The sequence below is a fragment of the Candidatus Villigracilis affinis genome, assembly GCF_016705895.1.
GTDB lineage: Bacteria > Chloroflexota > Anaerolineae > Anaerolineales > Villigracilaceae > Villigracilis > Villigracilis affinis.
This window is the reverse complement of the sequence record NZ_JADJKT010000007.1, coordinates 45,098-62,316: the sequence shown is the minus strand read 5'-3', so window position 1 is coordinate 62,316 and position 17,219 is coordinate 45,098. Positions and strand designations below refer to the sequence as shown.

The 17,219-nt window shown below is 50.3% G+C and carries 18 protein-coding genes; 14 read left to right on the top strand and 4 right to left on the bottom strand.

Translation table 11 applies throughout. The features are described from left to right. Positions 1-10: 10 nt before the first annotated feature. Together IPI86_RS05030 and IPI86_RS05025 are read right to left on the bottom strand one after the other, a co-directional pair. Entirely contained in the window at positions 11-202 is a 192-nt protein-coding gene (locus IPI86_RS05030; protein ID WP_345296897.1) for a hydrid cluster protein-associated redox disulfide domain protein, read from the bottom strand. A gap of 103 nt (positions 203-305) precedes the next feature. Next, positions 306-998, bottom strand: a complete 693-nt coding sequence (locus tag IPI86_RS05025) for a Crp/Fnr family transcriptional regulator (RefSeq protein ID WP_345296896.1) — start codon at positions 996-998, stop codon at positions 306-308. Between the two features lie 127 nt (positions 999-1,125). On the opposite strand from IPI86_RS05025, the gene IPI86_RS05020 reads away from it, so the two are divergent. The 13 genes from IPI86_RS05020 to IPI86_RS04960 all read left to right on the top strand — a co-directional run bounded on the left by IPI86_RS05020 (position 1,126) and on the right by IPI86_RS04960 (position 13,925). Then, positions 1,126-2,184 (top strand): SCO family protein, encoded by a 1,059-nt coding sequence (locus IPI86_RS05020; protein ID WP_345296895.1) that lies wholly within the window; start codon positions 1,126-1,128, stop codon positions 2,182-2,184. Positions 2,185-2,351: 167 nt separating this feature from the next. Next, on the top strand, positions 2,352-2,621 hold the full coding sequence (locus IPI86_RS05015; RefSeq protein ID WP_345296894.1) for a metal-sensitive transcriptional regulator: 270 nt from the start codon (positions 2,352-2,354) through the stop codon (positions 2,619-2,621). Positions 2,622-2,714: 93 nt separating this feature from the next. Beyond that, a complete protein-coding gene (locus IPI86_RS05010; RefSeq protein WP_345296893.1) occupies positions 2,715-2,933 on the top strand; it encodes a heavy-metal-associated domain-containing protein in 219 nt (72 codons plus the stop codon). A 51-nt stretch (positions 2,934-2,984) separates the two neighbouring features. Beyond that, complete coding sequence (locus tag IPI86_RS05005) at positions 2,985-5,468, top strand: heavy metal translocating P-type ATPase (protein ID WP_345296892.1); 2,484 nt, start codon at positions 2,985-2,987, stop codon at positions 5,466-5,468. Between the two features lie 82 nt (positions 5,469-5,550). After that, entirely contained in the window at positions 5,551-6,057 is a 507-nt protein-coding gene (locus IPI86_RS05000; RefSeq protein ID WP_345296891.1) for a hypothetical protein, read from the top strand. 88 nt (positions 6,058-6,145) lie between these two features. After that, the gene (locus IPI86_RS04995; protein WP_345296890.1) at positions 6,146-7,339 is read left to right on the top strand and encodes a sulfite exporter TauE/SafE family protein; all 1,194 of its coding nucleotides are present in this window, start codon (positions 6,146-6,148) and stop codon (positions 7,337-7,339) included. Positions 7,340-7,388: 49 nt separating this feature from the next. Further along, the gene (locus IPI86_RS04990; RefSeq protein ID WP_345296889.1) at positions 7,389-7,601 is read left to right on the top strand and encodes a cation transporter; all 213 of its coding nucleotides are present in this window, start codon (positions 7,389-7,391) and stop codon (positions 7,599-7,601) included. Positions 7,602-7,709: 108 nt separating this feature from the next. Next, positions 7,710-8,093, top strand: coding sequence for a DUF2203 domain-containing protein (locus IPI86_RS04985; protein WP_345296888.1), 384 nt, complete (start codon positions 7,710-7,712; stop codon positions 8,091-8,093). Between the two features lie 68 nt (positions 8,094-8,161). After that, entirely contained in the window at positions 8,162-8,995 is an 834-nt protein-coding gene (locus IPI86_RS04980; protein WP_345296887.1) for a serine/threonine-protein kinase, read from the top strand. Between the two features lie 106 nt (positions 8,996-9,101). Further along, on the top strand, positions 9,102-10,001 hold the full coding sequence (rarD, locus tag IPI86_RS04975; protein ID WP_345296886.1) for an EamA family transporter RarD: 900 nt from the start codon (positions 9,102-9,104) through the stop codon (positions 9,999-10,001). 157 nt (positions 10,002-10,158) lie between these two features. Beyond that, positions 10,159-11,352, top strand: coding sequence for a 6-phosphofructokinase (locus tag IPI86_RS04970; protein WP_345296885.1), 1,194 nt, complete (start codon positions 10,159-10,161; stop codon positions 11,350-11,352). Between the two features lie 237 nt (positions 11,353-11,589). After that, positions 11,590-12,615 (top strand): prenyltransferase, encoded by a 1,026-nt coding sequence (locus tag IPI86_RS04965; RefSeq protein ID WP_345296884.1) that lies wholly within the window; start codon positions 11,590-11,592, stop codon positions 12,613-12,615. A gap of 275 nt (positions 12,616-12,890) precedes the next feature. Next, positions 12,891-13,925: a prenyltransferase gene (locus tag IPI86_RS04960; protein ID WP_345296883.1), complete on the top strand. Its 1,035-nt coding sequence runs from the start codon at positions 12,891-12,893 to the stop codon at positions 13,923-13,925. Positions 13,926-13,969: 44 nt separating this feature from the next. On the opposite strand, the gene IPI86_RS04955 is transcribed toward IPI86_RS04960, so the two are convergent. Further along, positions 13,970-14,647 carry a hypothetical protein gene (locus tag IPI86_RS04955; RefSeq protein ID WP_345296882.1) on the bottom strand — a complete coding sequence of 226 codons (678 nt, stop codon included), beginning with the start codon at positions 14,645-14,647 and terminating at the stop codon, positions 13,970-13,972. Positions 14,648-14,713: 66 nt separating this feature from the next. Beyond that, positions 14,714-15,655, bottom strand: coding sequence for a DMT family transporter (locus IPI86_RS04950; RefSeq protein ID WP_345296881.1), 942 nt, complete (start codon positions 15,653-15,655; stop codon positions 14,714-14,716). Between the two features lie 65 nt (positions 15,656-15,720). Here IPI86_RS04950 and IPI86_RS04945 point away from each other — a divergent pair, with 65 nt between their 5' ends. Then, complete coding sequence (locus IPI86_RS04945; protein ID WP_345296880.1) at positions 15,721-17,214, top strand: radical SAM protein; 1,494 nt, start codon at positions 15,721-15,723, stop codon at positions 17,212-17,214. Positions 17,215-17,219: the final 5 nt, after the last annotated feature.

Below are 17,219 nucleotides of genomic sequence, written 5' to 3'. Positions count from 1 at the left end.
GTGCTCCTTATTAAAGTATTTGAATGTTGTATTTGGGCAGGTCTTCAAGGAATTTTTTTTCGTCAAGTTGATAGGTGTTGATCACATCTTCCAACCTGCAAAACCGCGCAAAACCGCAGCCCACACAGGCGGCATGCCAATCCAGAAAGAGCCTGGCTGCCTTGGGGGAGGATTTCAAAATATCTTCCACACTGGTTTTCAAAAGTCTCGAATTGTCTTCCATGATGGATATAGAATATCACCTTTCTCCGAGTTGTCTTTGCGCTAGCGCAAATAAGCAGTAGGGACACAGCGCCGCTGTGTCCCTACACTCCATCCGCAATTCTTACCAGTTCGTGTGGTTTCAAAATCCTTATTCGTTCCCTGCCCGTTTTTATGATCCCCTGCCGCTCCCATTCACTGAATAACCGACTGACCGTAAATAGCGTGGATCCGGTCATCTCGGCCACATCCTGTCTGGAAAAGGATAACTCGATTGCCGCATCTTTTTCGGACCTGATTCCTGCCTGCCCTGCCAGGCGGATCAGCGCATTGGCCACCCTCTGCTCAACGCGTTCCGTAGCCAGTTCCCTGTAGCGAGCCTGCATTTCTTGAATATAAGCAGTCATTAGGTTCATCAGGTCGAAGGAAAGATATGGGCGGGTTTCCAGCATGGAATGCAGGAACTTGCTGTGAATTGCGAGCGCGGTGCTATCCTCCAGGGTTTGTGCGCTGGCGGGGTAACTCGCCTCCGCGCGGACAGCTCCCAAAGCGCCGAACATCTGCCACGGGTAAATGGTCCGCAGATTCACCTGTTGACCATTGGGATTCGCCTGCATTAATTTGACCTGTCCGCTGGCGAGCACGTAAAGATATTCAGCCGAATCTCCTTGAAAGAAGAAAAAACCGCCTTCTTCGACCGAGCGGGTAATGCTGTTTTGCAGAATAAGGCGCAGGTCGTCATCTGTCGCATTTTGAAAGACGACGACCTGTTTCAGATCTTTTATTGAAATTTCCATCTTTCTATTTTACCCCTGGAAATAAGACCAATCCTTGTAAATTGCACAGAATCCTCTTTGCGCCGCATCAAAGAAGGAATGATACGTTTTGAGTATATTGTTTCTTATTCGTGCTTAAAAGGATCTTATGAAAAAAAACCTTGCTACCCTGATTGTCATTCTCCTGCTGTCCTCCGCGAGTATCTGGAGCTACCAGCGCTTTGCGTTGTATCAATTCCATGGTTCGGTGTTTCAGGAGCCAAAGCTGGCGGCTGAGATCGTTCTGCGTTCGGCTTCAGGCCCTGTGCGTCTTAGTGATTATCAGGGGAAGATCACCTTGTTGTACTTTGGCTACACTTCCTGCCCGGATGTTTGCCCCACCTCGTTGGCAAATCTAAAACTGACGCTTGGTAATTTATCCCCTGAAGAAGCAGCACAGGTACAGGTTGTTTTTGTCTCCGTAGACCCGGCTCGTGATACACCCGAAAAACTCGGCCGGTATGTGCAAATGTTTGATGCAGGTTTTATCGGGGCGACGGGAACCCGTGAGGAGATCGACCTGATCACAGCTGCGTTTAACGTCTACTATAAAATAAACAACTCGGAATCAAGTGAAAACTACAGCGTGGATCATTCTGGATTTATAACAGTGATCGACCGCAGCGGATATGCCGTTATGAGCTGGCCGCACGGCACTCCGCCTGGTGAAATGAGCGAGGATCTTCGCTATTTGCTACGGAATGGCATGCCGATCAGCGCACAAATTCTGGCAGGGCCAACATATACACCCGTGGTGTGTGCGGTGACTCTTGCTCCTGCGCATATCCGAGGCGGTGAATGGCTTTATCAACACCATTGTGCACAATGTCACGGCTCAGATTTGGCTGGCAACCCCGCCTGGCAGGTGGAATTGGCAGATGGTTCACATCTTCCGCCGCCCTTGGATGGAAATGGGAAAGCCTGGCAATATTCTGAACAGGATCTTCTCCAGATCATCAAAGAGGGGCGTAGCTTGGATAAGCCCATGTACATGCCAGCGTTCAAAAACGGGCTGGCAGATTGGGAAATTAACTTTATCCTCACATACATGAAGAGCAAATGGAGTATCAATCAACTGAACTATCAGCATGGATTTATGACTCTGACACCACAGGCAACTCAGACTCTTGTTGCGACTCCATCTCCAACTAATACGGCAACTCCGTAGCAAAAATATGTCTATGCTTGTATTGATGAGGACAAATGATTTACATATTTTAGAAGTGATTTTTGTCCTTGACAGGATCTGGGTCAAAGTTTATTATTAGTTCACCCCACCCCCCTGGGGGGGGTAAGAGAAAAGCAACAGACCTTATCTGGAAGTTAGAGGTAACCATGGAAAACGACAGCACAATTCGAAGACTGAAGACCGTTGAGGGCCATCTGCGCGGAGTGATCCGCATGGTGGAAGAGGACGCCTATTGTATTGATGTGATCCGCCAGATACAGGCGATCGAAGCGGCGCTCAATAAAGTCAGCTCCAGAATACTGGAAGACCATTTGAATTCGTGCGTTATCACCGCGATCCAGGGCAGTGACAAAAAGGAACGCGAGCGCGTTTTGAAGGAAATTACTGAAGTATTCGAGATGTCTACAAAAGTTTAATTCGTTTGCTAATCTGGCAGGCGGTGTTTATCGCCGTATTGAGGCTGCCAGTGAAATAAAAATAAAAACATACAACCAAGGAGAAATAAAACCATGACCACAGTTACTTATACCGTCCCTGCGATTTCCTGCGGACATTGCACCCACACGATCGAGACCGAAGTGTCTGATTTGCAGGGCGTGCAGTCTGTAAAAGCGGAGATCGATTCCAAAAAGGTGACCATCACATTCGATGCGCCCGCCAACGAGCAGGCGATCAAAGCCTTGCTCGCAGAGATCAATTATCCTGCTGAAGGATTGCTCACTTTATAGTGTTTTCGGTCACGCAGCTTTCAGGCGTGACCTTGTTATAGGAAGTTGAAAATGACTGATACGAAGCAATTAACTTTACCAATTACTGGCATGACCTGCGCAAACTGTGTCGCAACGGTGGAGCGCAATCTCAAAAAGCTGGATGGCATGCAAAGCGCGGTGGTGAACCTGTCCTCCGAGCGCGCCACTGTGGATTTTGACTCTGCCAAACTCGGGTTGACCGATGTCATTGCACGTGTAAATCGTGCGGGCTATGGTGTGGCCACCGGCGAAGCGGACTTGATCATCAAACGTCTTTCTGATGACAACGATGCGCGCCGCCTTGAGAAGGCCCTCGCCAAACTTGAAGGCGTGCTGGAAGCACAGGTTACGTTCACCACTGAAAAAGCGCGTGTGAAATATATTCCAACCATCGTCACACAGGCGGAATTGCGCCGTGCCGTGGCTGCTGCCGGGTTCGAGGCGATGGAGCTCGGTGGGGAAGCGGAAGATGCCGAGGCAATGGCACGTGAGCATGAGATCAACGAACAGCGTCGATTGCTCATTATCGGTTTGATCTTTACAGTTCCGCTCTTCCTGCTCTCGATGGGCAAGGACTTTGGGCTGCTCCCTGACTTTTTCTACACAGGCACAACCATGGAAGGCATGCGTGACGCCCAGCCGTGGTTCGGATGGTTAATGCTGGTACTTGCGCTGCCCGTTCAGTTCTATGTTGGCTGGCAGTATTATGTGGGCGCATTCAAGGCACTGAGAAACAAATCTGCGAACATGGATGTGCTTATCGTAATGGGCTCATCTGCTGCCTTCTTCTATTCATTGCCGATCACGTTTGGTCTGCTCATGGGGCACGTTTACTATGAGACGGCGGCCGTGATCATCACCCTGATCAAACTTGGAAAATTCCTCGAAGCCCGTGCCAAGGGACGCACCTCTGAAGCGATCAAGAAACTGATGGGATTACGCGCCAAGACCGCACGCGTCATTCGTGACGGGGTGGAGGCTGAGGTCTCAATTGACGATGTCCGTGTCGGAGATATGATCCTCGTCAAACCTGGCGAGAAGATTCCTGTGGATGGAGTTGTCATCGAAGGCCGCAGCGCAATTGACGAATCCATGCTGACGGGTGAATCGCTCCCAGTCGAAAAGAAGCCCGGCGACCCGATCATCGGCGCAACGCTCAACAAGCTCGGATTGCTGAAATTCGAAGCGACAAAGGTTGGCCGCGAAACTGCGCTGGCTCAGATCATCAAGCTGGTGGAAGATGCGCAGGGAAGCAAGGCGCCGATCCAAAAACTGGCTGACCAGGTCTCTGCGATCTTTGTTCCGATCGTAATTAGTATTGCCGCATTGACTTTTGCAGGCTGGTACTTTTTCGGACCCACCCTGCCGATCAACTCTGATATTGATAACTTCACACGTGCCCTCATTTACATGGTCGCTGTGCTGGTCATTGCCTGTCCGTGCGCGATGGGACTTGCCACACCGACTGCAGTTATGGTTGGTACCGGCAAAGGTGCCGAGATGGGTGTGCTTTTTAGGAACAGTGAAGCGTTGGAACGTGCAGGGAAAGTTTCAGTGGTTGTGCTGGACAAAACTGGAACTATTACAAAAGGGCAGCCTGCGGTTACAGACATAATTACCAATCCCCAAATACAAATTACCAGTGATGAACTTCTCCGCCTTGCTGCGTCTGTGGAGAGGGGGAGTGAGCATCCACTGGGTGAATCGATTTGGGCGGAGGCAACAACTCGCGGGTTGAATTTGGTGGAACCCACTGGTTTTAAAGCAGAGGCTGGGCATGGCGTGCAGGCTGAAGTCGATGGAAGAAGCGTGATTGTCGGGAACATGAGAATGTTCGAGGCGCGTGGAATCCAGTTGGGCGGACTCGAATCCGAAGTGTCGCGTCTTCAATCTGAAGCGAAGACGGCCATGCTTGTTGCGGTTGATCATGTTGCCGCAGGAATTATTGCAGTGGCCGATACGATCAAGGATAGTTCAAAGGATGCAATCGCAGAACTGCACAAAATGGGGTTGAAGGTCGCAATGATCACAGGCGACAATCAGAAGACGGCGGATGCGATCGCGAAACAAGTTGGTATTGATATGGTCTTGGCTGAAGTATTGCCCGAAGGCAAATCGTTGGAAGTTAAAAAACTCCAGGGCCAGATCGAAAATGGTGAACCGCAGATCAAAAACATCGTTGCCATGGTGGGTGACGGTGTGAATGATGCCCCCGCACTTGCACAGGCGGATGTGGGCCTTGCGATCGGCACAGGCACGGATGTGGCAATGGCTGCCGCGCCTGTGACTTTGATGAGCGGCGACCTGCGTGGCGTTGCGCGTGCGATCAATCTATCGCGCAAGACACTTTCGACCATCAAGCAGAATCTATTCTGGGCGTTCATTTACAACGTGGTGCTCATCCCAGCCGCCGCGCTTGGATATTTGAACCCGATGCTTGCCGCAGGTGCGATGGCGTTCAGTAGTGTATTTGTGGTTTCAAATAGTTTGAGACTACGTGGACAGAAAATTTAGCGAACTCTGTAACGGTTGAGCAGGTCGGATTTTCATTTCGATTTGCTCAGCCACCAAAAAATGAACAAGGAAAAATATTAACATGAAGAAACTTTCTCTCTTTATCATCGTTGCAATGGTCCTCTTGACCGCTTGCGCCCCAAAGGCCGCCGAAATGCCCAAAGCCGAATTGCCTGCTGGAAAAGCATGGGCTGAAGGCAAGGAAATTTATTTCGTTCATACCGAAGCCTCCGACGCGGGCGTGGCCGAAAAACTCACCGGTATGATGAAATCTCCCGTCATCCTTGTGCCTTCGCTTGCGAATGTGCCTGATGAATCACTCGCAAATGTATACGTCTTTACCAATGGCATTGCAGGTTCCGGGCCTTTCGGTTTTCAGGCGGATGTTTTTGACAACCCGCCCGGCACCGATGGATATACCCCGCTCCGCCGCTTGAATGTGATCACATGGACGGATGAGACCAAGGCACGCGAACTCAAATCAGTCTCCGAGGTTTTGGATGCTGAAACGGCTGGCGAACTCACCATTGAACAACCCGGTGTTGTCATCAACATGCCGTTCGTCATTTGGGATGGCGGAAAACGCTAATTGATTTTTTATCACGGAGAAGATAAGGCATGGAGAAGTAACGCTCCCTATGCCTTATCTTCTTGACATTTCTTGTTTTAGAGGTCGAATGACTAAGAATCGAAAGCAATCCATTGACCCTGTTGTCATCGTAACGATAGGTGTTGTTTTTCTCGCGATCGCCATGGCTTTGATCGCATTTTCATCGGGCTCAAGCATTGCCGGTGACGCAAGCACGACGAGTCAACTCATGGTCGCATTCATTACAGGCCTCACCACCGGTGGGTTGAGCTGCCTGGCTGTGCAAGGCGGTCTGCTTGCCAGTTCACTTGCACACCAGATCGAGCAGGATTACGTTGGTCAGGTTGCAAGTGGCAAGAACATGAAGAAAACGACTGTCTCACATACAAGCAGCGCTTTCCCGATCCTGCTTTTCCTGATCTCCAAAATCGTCGCCTATACATTGCTTGGTGCACTTCTCGGATTGGTTGGTTCCTATCTTACCCTCAGCCCAATGACGCGTGCCATGTTGATGATCCTCATCGGCGTTTTCATGATCGGCAACGCGCTGCGCATGTTCAATGTGCATCCCATTTTTCGATTTTTCTCCATCGAGCCGCCGTCATTTATCAAACGCTACATTCGTAAAACCGCCAAAGGTACAGACACTGCCACCCCCGTTTTCCTCGGTGCGCTGACTGTGTTGATTCCCTGCGGCGTGACCCAGGCGATGATGGCCACTGCTCTTGGAACGGGAAGCGCAGGCATGGGCGCGGCTTTGATGTTTGCGTTTACGCTTGGCACAAGCCCCGTCTTTTTCGTCATCGCATATCTGACAACGGAACTTGGTTCAAAACTAGAAAAATTCTTTATGCGATTTGTGGCCGTGTTGGTTTTGATTTTGGGATTTGTGACTCTCGACGGCGGACTCAATTTGATCGGCTCCCCGCTCTCGTTTCAAAACCTGACCCGAAACTGGTTCCCATCTCAAAGTGAATCCAACTCTGTTGCAGTTTCTCCTCAACAACCCATCTCTGCCGATGGCCTGATTCTCAACGTCAACAACGACGGTTACTTCCCAACGACACTCAAGGCCCAGGCAGGCAAAGACTTCACCCTGAATCTCATTACCAACGAAACCTATTCTTGCGCGCGTGACTTCGTCATCCCTGCATTGGATTACTATGAACTTCTTCCAGATACAGGGACGGTTCAGGTGAATATCCCAGCCCAGGAAAAAGGAAGCACCTTGTTTTTCACCTGCTCGATGGGTATGTACACGGGGCAGATCGTTTTTGAGTAAATGCCATTCTCTCTTGGTGAAAAAAGAATAAAGAGGAAAGAAATTTCATATGATAAAGAAAACTTTCAAAGTCGAAGATATGACCTGTACCAACTGCGCCATGAAGCTTGAATCCCTCGAAGACACGCTCGAAGGCGTCAGGGAGATTAACGCCAGTTATCACAAGCTGGAGATGGTCATCGAATATGACGAGTCCAAACTAAGCGACGAACAGATCGTGGCGGCTGTAAAGAAAAAGGGATATACGGCGGTTGTAAAGTAAGGGGAAGAGCGGAAGTAAAAAGACAAGAAAGCAAGTACACACATAGGATTATGTGTGTACTTGCTTTCTGCATTTCCCTGTTTCCGCGTTTCCGTTATACTTCCGTTTATGCCAAAATATTACACACTTAATGAAGCAAATGAGACCCTGAATCTCATCCGCCCGCTGCTGGAGGAGATGATGGAGATCGCGGCAAAGATCCGCGAGAACCAGCCCGAGTTATGGGAATTGGTGAGGAAATCTGCAGGCAATGGTGGAAATCCCCGCTTGAGCAAACTGCTTGTGGAGTTTGACCACCTTGATGCGATGTATCATCAGGTTCAGGATATGGGTATCGAGATCAAGGATCTGACCATTGGGCTGATCGACTTCACCGCTTTGCGCGATGGCAGGGAAGTGTATCTGTGTTGGAAATACGGCGAGGGGGAGATTCAGTTCTGGCACGAGATCGAAGCGGGTTTTGCAGGTCGTCAAATAATTGATTGGGAATAGTAAGTTGCCAACTCGCACAAATTGACCTATACTAGCCCCTATCTATCTTAAAAGCAGCCCGAGGGAAGATGACCGTATCCACAATTGGCCGATACCAAGTTGAGAGTGAAATTGCACAGGGAGGAATGGGTGTCATATTTTTGGCGCGTGACCCGTATATCCAGCGTCAGGTCGTCGTAAAAGTGCTGATGTACAGCCGCACCCTGGAGGATGTGTACCGTGAATTCTTCCAGCAGGAGGCGGAGGTGATCGCCGCCCTTGAGCATCCCAGTATTGTCCCCATTTATGATTTTGGCTGGCATGGAGAGCAGCCGTACATTGTCATGCGGCACATGTCTGGCGGCAGCCTTGATGATCATCTCAAAAAGGGCGAGATCAAGCTGACCGACATGGCGCACATTCTCAAGCGTGTATCCGATGCGCTGGATGCGGCCCATGCAAGGAATATCATCCACCGCGATGTGAAGCCTTCGAACATCCTTTTTGATTCGACGGGCGAGGCTTTTCTTTCAGATTTTGGCATTGCCAAATCGCAGAAGGTTTCCGATGAAGACGGCGAGGAATATCTGGTTGGAACTCCCGCATTTATGAGCCCTGAACAGATCAAAGGTAGCCGCCTGGATGGCCGCTCTGATGTTTATGCTTTGGGCGTTGTTTTGTATCGTTTGCTCACAGGCCAGCTTCCTTTTTCAAGCAATTCCACCACTGGTTTGATCAATGCGCATATCAGCATGCCCATTCCTGACATCCGCCTGATCAGAGCCAATATTCCTGCTGTATGGCAGGAGGTCATCAGTAAGGCCATGGCAAAGGATCCTGTTGATCGTTATGCCACTGCGGGCGATTTCGCCCGTGATGTGAATGAAGTGGTTTCAGGCAAGTGGTTTTTGAGAAAGTTGTAAGAGAAAAAATACTGCACCCATCAATGACCTTGTTGCCAAAAGAACAAGGTCATTTTTTATTGGACTTGTCTATCCGTTTATCCATTTACTCACCCAAAGGAGAAAAATGAAAAAAGGAATTTTGTACGGCATGGGCGCCTATTTGCTATGGGGATTTTTTCCGATCTATTGGAAATTCCTGCATGTGGTTCCTGCATTGCAGGTTATTGGTCATCGCATTGTCTGGTCTTTTATCGTTCTGTTGATTTATGTCCTCGCTACAAAACAATGGCAGGATTTTCGTAATGTGGCGTTCAATGCCAAAACCATCGGCATATATGCCATTGCGAGTGTGCTGCTTTCCATTAACTGGCTCATTTATGTGTGGGGTGTAAATTCGGGTTTTATTGTGGAGACCAGCCTCGGTTATTTCATCAATCCGCTCATCAGCGTTTTGCTTGGGGTCATTTTTCTGCGTGAGCGGCTGCGCCCTGCACAGTGGATTCCCGTCATCATTGCTGCGATCGGTGTGTTTTATCTCACCTTTGTTTATGGCCGCCTGCCGTGGATCGCACTCACGCTCGCGTTTTCTTTCGGTATTTACGGGCTTGTTAAAAAGCTTGCGCCGCTTGGCTCACTTTATGGCCTTACTCTTGAGACAGGCATTGTTTTTCCCGCCGCTTTGGTCTATTTGATATTCGTCCAGGCAGGCGGCAGTGGGGCTTTCATGCACGACGGCCTGCAAGTGGATCTGTTCCTGATGGGTGCGGGTATTGTCACTACGATTCCCCTGCTCATGTTCGCTTCCGCTGCAAAACAGATTCCGCTTTCGATGGTGGGCATCCTTCAATATATCGCGCCGACATTGCAATTTCTCATCGGCATCTTCCTGTATCATGAGCCGTTCGACCAGTCGCATTTGATCGGTTTTGGCATTGTTTGGGTCGCGCTTGTCATTTTCTGGGTTGAGAACTATATCGCCAACCGCAATCCTGTGGAACCCATTCCAGAACTTGGCGAGGGATAAGAAATAACTTGTCAGTGTGTCGCACCTTCGCGGGACGTGATAGTGCGGCACACTTTCAGTGCTGACTCTTTGTCGAAGCAGAGGCAGGATTCAGGTTGAGAAAGAGGCGCGTTTTTTACGTCGAAGATGTATAATCGCTGAAGTCAAAGAGGTGATTATGGCAAACAAAAAAGGTGTCATTGGAATCTTGACCGGGGGCGGCGATGTGCCAGGGTTGAACCCTGCCATTCGTGCTGTGACGATCCGCGCACTGCGAGAGGGATATCAAGTAGTGGGTATTCGCCGCGGCTGGGCTGGGCTGGTGGATATCGTCCGCGATAAGAATGCAGACAATAGCAACAATTATCAATTCCTATCTGAAGAGATCGTGAACCGTGCCGGGCGCACGGGCGGTACCTTTCTGCATACTTCGCGCACGAAGCCCAGTTCGATCAAAAAAGCGAGCGTGCCCGAACATTTGCAGGGACAATACGCCGAGGAAAAAAATGACCTGACGCCCGAGGTATTGAAGAACCTTGATTTTTTGGGCATGGATTATTTGATCCCCATCGGCGGCGATGACACGTTGAGCTACGGCGTGCGATTGTACAAGGAGGGCGTGAAGGTGATCGCCATCCCGAAGACAATGGACAACGATGTGCCTGGCACTGATTATTGCATCGGTTTCAGCACCTGCGTGACCCGCACCATTTCGTTGACCAACAGCCTGCGCACTATTGCGGGCTCGCATGAACGCTTTTTGGTGCTCGAAGTCTTCGGGCGTTATGCGGGTTTTACCGCCATGCTGCCGACGATGGCGGGCGCGGCGAATCGATGCGTGATTCCAGAATTCAAGTTCAACATCGAGCATCTGACTGAGTTGATGAGCAAGGACCGTGAGGCCAACCCCAGCCATTATTCCGTTTTGCTGATCTCGGAAGGATCCATGTACGAAGGCGGTGAAATGGTCTTCGAAGACCGCAGCACCGATGCGTACGGACATGCAAAATTAGGCGGCATCGGAGACCTTGTCTCGGCGCAGATCAAGGATATTTCTCCGAAGTTCAACAAAGGCAAAACTGTGGACGTGGTCAACCAGAAGCTCGGTTATATGGTGCGCGGCGGAGATCCCGATGCCATTGATTCAATCGTTCCGATGGCGTTCGGCAACCTCGCGCTTGACCTTTTGCTGAAGGGCGTGCATGGCCGTTTGGTGGTGTTGAAAAATGGACGTTACGACAATATGCCGCTCGATGTGGTCACGGCCAGCAAGAAGGTTGTGGAAGTGAAGCATTTCTACGACACCGACCGTTATCGTCCCATCTATGAAAACTTTGAAATGAAGCCTCTCTTCATTATGACGAGCGAATAACGGTTTTGGAAAACGATTTGTACCGTCAGGTTCATGTGAGCCTGACGGTTTTGTTTTCTGATGGGAAAAATCTTTGCCGCGAAATTCCGCGGATAGGATATTCCTTTCTTTGAGCCTTTGCGTCCTCGAGGTGAAAAACAGACTTTTCAGACACTTTCCAAGGTAAGCCCCGCCAATTCCGCAGATGGATTCAAGACTGAATTGGTTATAATTGTCAAAATTTTCAAGGAGTTTCAAATGAACTTTGCAATGTGGAAGAAAGCCCTCAATGTGATTCCCGAGGTATCCAAAGAGGAGTGGGATCAGCTGGATGTGATCTCAAAATGGTTGATCTCAACCCGTGCGGCTGTTCTCATAATGACCTTTATTTCGGCGGCGTTGGCGGGCCTTTTCGCCTGGCGTGATGGCTCATTCAGCTTCATCCCGTGGATCGCGCTTGTCTTTGGTCTCATCATGGCTCATGCCAGCAATAACATCTTCAACGATTACACCGATTTCGTGCGCGGCGTGGACAAGGACAACTACTACCGCACCATGTACGGCGCCCAGCCCATCGCCTCGGGTTTGATGACCCAGCGTCAGCACTTGACCTACTTTGCCGTGACGGGTTTCCTCGCGTTGACGGCGGGCTTGTATCTTATTTTCTCGAATGCCAATGATCCCATCATTTGGATTTTGCTCGCAGCAGGTGCGTTCTTCGTGTTGTTCTACACCTGGCCGCTCAAAGGGTTGGGACTCGGCGAAGTGGCCGTGCTCGTGGTGTGGGGTCCGCTGATGATCGGCGGCGGATATTACGTGTTGACGCATGAATGGAATTGGTCAGTAGCCATTGCCAGCCTGCCCTACGTGCTGGGTGTGACCACCGTCATCTTCGGCAAGCACATCGACAAGATCAGCGTGGACAAGGCCAAGAACATCCACACCCTGCCCGTGGTCATCGGCGAAAAAGCCGCCCGCTACGCAGTCATTGCGATGATGGTGCTGCCCTATCTTTTCACTGGATATTTGATCGCCACGAAATTTTTCACGCCTGTAATGTTGATCGTCCTGCTGGCGATTCCATCCCTGCGCGAAAGCCTTCCGCCTCTTTCCAAGCCCAAGCCTGATACCCGTCCTGAAGGTTTTCCCGACGGGCAGGGAGGTTGGCCGCTCTACTTCGCGCCCATTGCCTTCCGCAACAACCGCTCCTTCGGCTCGCTCTTCATGCTCGGCCTGCTCGTAGACGTGGCCCTGAGAATCTTCCTCCCCGCCTTCTGGCGCTAACAGTTTGATGCGATGGAAAATCTCCGAAAGACAATTCTTTCGGAGATTTTTTGATTCTGGAGGACTATAATGGGCAAAGGGGGTGCTTTGGGTTTTTTCGGGGTTTTTATAGTAATCATTTTCACAAAACGATTGTATAATCCCGCACGGTTGTTTTCTTTATTCATAAGTCTGTCTGGAAAACCAACCCTCAACACACAAAGACTGCTCCGCAATTCTTCGTGGTAAACAAAAATTTTCAGACAGGCCCCAATATTACTCAAGGAGAGAGTACTATGCACATTAATTTCGCTATGTGGCGCAAAGCCTCGTGGCAGCTCATCAAGATGGACGACAAGAAAGAGTGGGATGCCCTCGATGTCGTTTCCAAATGGTTGATCGCCACCCGTTCTGCCGTGACCCTTGTCACCGTTTATTCCTGCGTCATTGCAGGCATCCTCGCCGCCCGCGATGGACATTTCTCATGGGTCCCGTTCCTGATCGTCACCCTCGGGTTGTTCATTGCCCACGGCACCAACAACATCCTCAACGATTACACCGATTTCAACCGCGGCGTCGACAGGGATAACTATTTCCGCACCCAGTATGGCGTTCACCCCCTCGTTCAAAAATTCTGGGATAACTCCACCTCCATCCGCTGGTTTTTGGTCAGCGGCGTGTTGGCCACCCTTTCAGGAATCTACGCCCTGTTCTATACCAAATTCTCAATGACCACCATCGGGTTGTTTGCTTTTGGCGCGGTCGTTCTGCTGGCATACACTTATCCCTTCAAGTATTGGGGTCTCGGTGAATTCGCCATCTTCCTCATCTGGGGACCGATCATGATCACAGGCGTGTACTTCGTGCTTTCAGGCTTCTGGAACTGGAACGTCGTCCTTGCGGGCATTCCCTTCGGCTTGAGCGTCGCCAGCGTCAACATTGCCAAGCACATCGACAAGCACGACCCCGACAAGGAAAAAGGCGTTGGCACATTCCCCGTCCGTGTGGGGGAGGCCAACGCCCGCCGCGTGGATCAGATCGCCATTATATTAATTTATGCCGTTATCGCCTACCTTGTGTTTGTTCCGCGCTATTTCACCCCTGTCATGCTCATCATCCTCCTTGCCTACAAGGAAGCCCTCATGATCCTCGGTGTCATGAACAAGCCCAAGCCCGCACAGGCTCCTGAAGGCTGGCCCGCCTGGCCCATCTGGTTCTCGGGCTTTGCCTTCCAACACAACCGCAAATTCGGCGGCCTGCTCATCGTTGGTCTCATCCTTGATGCCCTGCTGCGCACTTTCCTGCCCACCTTCTGGCCCGGGCTGTTCTAAAAATAAAAGTAGCAAGTAAAAGGACCCGCTTTACTCTTATCTTCTCACTTATTACTTACCACAATATTTTCCACATCCAGCCACGCCTCGTCATTTTTCAAAACCCCAAACGAGATTTTCCCTTCCGGGGTGAATGCCGCAAATTGATTATCGATCCAGATGACGACCCCCAACGGCCGCGAAGCGTTCGGACTCACAGGCGACTCAAACACGAGAACATCATCCACCCAAAAAGCGGACCGCTTCGCACTCCACTCGAGCCTGTATTCATGCCATTGAGTGACGTCCACGCTGAGAGCGACTGAATCCTCGCCGATCACCTTGCCCAATAAATTTCTCGTCACCTTGCGCGAAAACGGCAGCGCCAATCCAGCTGGAATCAACAGTGGATGAAATATTGGCGAACGAAATGTTTGTGCTAAAAAACCTTGTGCGGGTTTATCGCCAGTAAAAGATAAATAATTTTGCGGCGAAGCGTAAAAGAACCAGACCGCATTTGGCAAAGCAGGCAATCGAAACGGATTTCCCCCAAACCCAAGCGATAATCCAAATGGATCATTCCACAAGCCGAAGCCCCATGTCCCAGGGAGGGAACTGCTTGTAGCTTTTGCACGCAAGCTCAAGGTTAGAGATCGATGCGGAAACCGATGACGCGGCAGTTGGGAATAGTCATCGAGTTGGGAACCGCGATAGTGTAGAGAATCCCCTTTCTGTATTCCCAACCTCCACCCTTTTCAGTTTTTTCCGCTGATGCATTTTGTGTTGCCCTTGCTTTCATCCTTCATCCTTCATAATTCATCCTTTTTTCTATTCACCAACCAAATGCCTACCAAAATCACCGCGCCGCCCAAAACCGAAACGAGCGTGATCTGCTCGCTCAAAATGATCGCAGCGACAATCATGCTGGTGAGTGGTTCAACAAAAAGGAATGCGCCTGTTTGTGCAACGGGCAAGTGGCTGAGCGCGTCGAACCAGGCGATGTAGGCGAAGCCTGTGGTGAAGATGCCGAGGAAGATCATGGCCATCCAGCCGCGTGAATCGAGTTGGGAAATTTCGGTGTAGCTTCTGCCCGCGAAAAATGCCACAGAGGTGATCAGCCAGCCGATGGTCATCACCCAAAACGTCATCCGTGTGGAGGGGTGGTCTTTCAAGCCGCGACGCGACAAAATGGAAAACACCGCCCAATTCACTGAACTGATGAGGATGAGAAAATCGCCGTAGGTGCCGAACTTGCCGATGGCAATGGTGGCGAGATCGCCTTTGCTCACAACCGCCAGCACACCGATCATGGCCAGCACAATACCCGCTGATTGCATGAGGTTGAGTTTTTCCTTCAAGATCAGCCAGCCGAGAATGGCGATGAATGCGGGCGATGTGGAAACGATCCACGCGGTGGTGGTGGCTTGCGCAGTTTGTAAACCGTTGGATTGCAGCCACTGGTGAAAGGAGATTCCCAAAAAGCCGAGCAGGGCAAAATACAACCACTCATTGCCTTTTGGAAGGGCGAATTGTTTGCGCATGACCACGGCCACAAGCAGGATTGGGATGCCCATCGCAAAACGCAGCCATACCACGGCAATGGGAGACATCTGCCCGACGGCGATCTTCGTGGCGATGAACGATGCGCCCCAAACGATCACAGCGAACAGGGCTTCGAGATAAGGGAATGAATTTTGTTTTTTGCATTTAAGTTCCTTTGGAAAAGTTGACTGATTATAAATCCTTGACACAAGTATTGCAGGTGCTAGAATACGAAAATATTAATGGTGCTTTTTAGTCTTATTTAGGAGTATTCATGTCGACGAAAATTATGCTGGTGAACCCTGCACGTCACTTTATTGCCAATCAGGCAGGGCTTGGGTATCTGACTCCGTTGGGGTTGGTATTGATTGGCGGGCCATTGAAAGATGCAGGTTTCGAGGTGAAACTGGTTGACCACGATATGAACGGCTGGCCGCTGAATCGGCTGTTGGAAGAGGTTGCGGATTATCAGCCGAACTATGTTTTGCTTGGGCATTCAGGTTCCACAGCTTCCCACAATGTGGTCGTACAGACCGTGCAGGAAATTCGCAAGGCGTTTTCAGAGATTCGGATCATTTACGGAGGCGTGTACCCATCCTACGCATTTGAGAGTATTCTTCGGCAGGTTCCAGAGATCGATGTGATCGTCCGCGGTGAAGGGGAGAAGACTGTTGTGGACCTCATTTCGGTTTGGGAAAAAAGCGCGGATCTTGAACAAGTTGCTGGAATCGCCTGGCGCAGAAATGGCGAAATCGTGGTCAATCGTCCGCAGCCCGCGATTCAAAACCTGGACGAATACCGCCCGGGTTGGGAATTGCTGGATTGGAAGCATTATCAAATGTTCGGCTTTGACCATGCCGCAGGCCTGCAATTCAGCCGCGGCTGTACGCTCACTTGCAGTTATTGTGGTCAGTGGATGTTTTGGAAGAAGTGGAGGCATCGCAGTCCGCAGAATATTGTGGAAAATATGAAACTGCTCAAGGAAAAATTCGGTGTAAAGCTGATCTGGTTTGCTGATGAAAATTTCGCTGCTGATCGCGATCTCGCAAAAGAATTGCTTGAACGCATCATCGCTGCCGATCTCGATCTCTCGCTCAACCTGAACATGACTGCCGCCGATGTCGTCCGCGATGCGGAATTGCTTCCGCTTTATAAAAAGGCGGGCGTGGATTACATTGTGATGGGGGTGGAGTCGCTTAAAGATAATGTCATCGCTGACATCCGCAAGAACAATCCCTTCGCCACTTCAAGGGAAGCGGTGCGGTTGTTACGCCAGAACGACATCATCAGCCTGACGAACATCATCTACGGCCTCGAAGACGAATCATGGAAGACCCTCTTTGAGAAATTCAGGGGCATGCTCGAGTTGGATTCTGATATTTTGAACGCCATGTATCTCACCCCGCATTTTTGGACATCGGATGGAAAAGCCACCGACCCTGCGAAGATCATTCAATCTGACCTTGCGAAATGGTCGTATCGAAATCAAGTCATCGCCACATCGTATCTGAAACCTTTCGAGTTGTTTCTCGGGGTGAAACTGACTGAGGCTTTATTCCATTTACGCCCGAAGGCATTGTGGCGGTTGGCCGCACACAGAGATCGTCGCTACTTGAAGATCATGCGCGCTTCGATCCTGACAGGCATCCGCGTGGTGCTGGCGGAGATCTGGGAATTTATTTTCGATACAAAATTTGTAAAGCGTGGAAAAATAAAAGAGATATTCGGCGCGGAACGCTCAAAACAGGAATTCACTCCACTGGCTTGAAAATG

Coding starts and splice junctions, on each gene's coding strand:
- IPI86_RS05025 (WP_345296896.1), bottom strand. CDS start 998: ATGGAAATTTCAATAAAAGATCTGAAACAGGTCGTCGTCTTTCAAAAT.
- IPI86_RS05020 (WP_345296895.1), top strand. CDS start 1,126: ATGAAAAAAAACCTTGCTACCCTGATTGTCATTCTCCTGCTGTCCTCC.
- IPI86_RS05015 (WP_345296894.1), top strand. CDS start 2,352: ATGGAAAACGACAGCACAATTCGAAGACTGAAGACCGTTGAGGGCCAT.
- IPI86_RS05010 (WP_345296893.1), top strand. CDS start 2,715: ATGACCACAGTTACTTATACCGTCCCTGCGATTTCCTGCGGACATTGC.
- IPI86_RS05005 (WP_345296892.1), top strand. CDS start 2,985: ATGACTGATACGAAGCAATTAACTTTACCAATTACTGGCATGACCTGC.
- IPI86_RS05000 (WP_345296891.1), top strand. CDS start 5,551: ATGAAGAAACTTTCTCTCTTTATCATCGTTGCAATGGTCCTCTTGACC.
- IPI86_RS04995 (WP_345296890.1), top strand. CDS start 6,146: ATGACTAAGAATCGAAAGCAATCCATTGACCCTGTTGTCATCGTAACG.
- IPI86_RS04990 (WP_345296889.1), top strand. CDS start 7,389: ATGATAAAGAAAACTTTCAAAGTCGAAGATATGACCTGTACCAACTGC.
- IPI86_RS04985 (WP_345296888.1), top strand. CDS start 7,710: ATGCCAAAATATTACACACTTAATGAAGCAAATGAGACCCTGAATCTC.
- IPI86_RS04980 (WP_345296887.1), top strand. CDS start 8,162: ATGACCGTATCCACAATTGGCCGATACCAAGTTGAGAGTGAAATTGCA.
- rarD (WP_345296886.1), top strand. CDS start 9,102: ATGAAAAAAGGAATTTTGTACGGCATGGGCGCCTATTTGCTATGGGGA.
- IPI86_RS04970 (WP_345296885.1), top strand. CDS start 10,159: ATGGCAAACAAAAAAGGTGTCATTGGAATCTTGACCGGGGGCGGCGAT.
- IPI86_RS04965 (WP_345296884.1), top strand. CDS start 11,590: ATGAACTTTGCAATGTGGAAGAAAGCCCTCAATGTGATTCCCGAGGTA.
- IPI86_RS04960 (WP_345296883.1), top strand. CDS start 12,891: ATGCACATTAATTTCGCTATGTGGCGCAAAGCCTCGTGGCAGCTCATC.
- IPI86_RS04945 (WP_345296880.1), top strand. CDS start 15,721: ATGTCGACGAAAATTATGCTGGTGAACCCTGCACGTCACTTTATTGCC.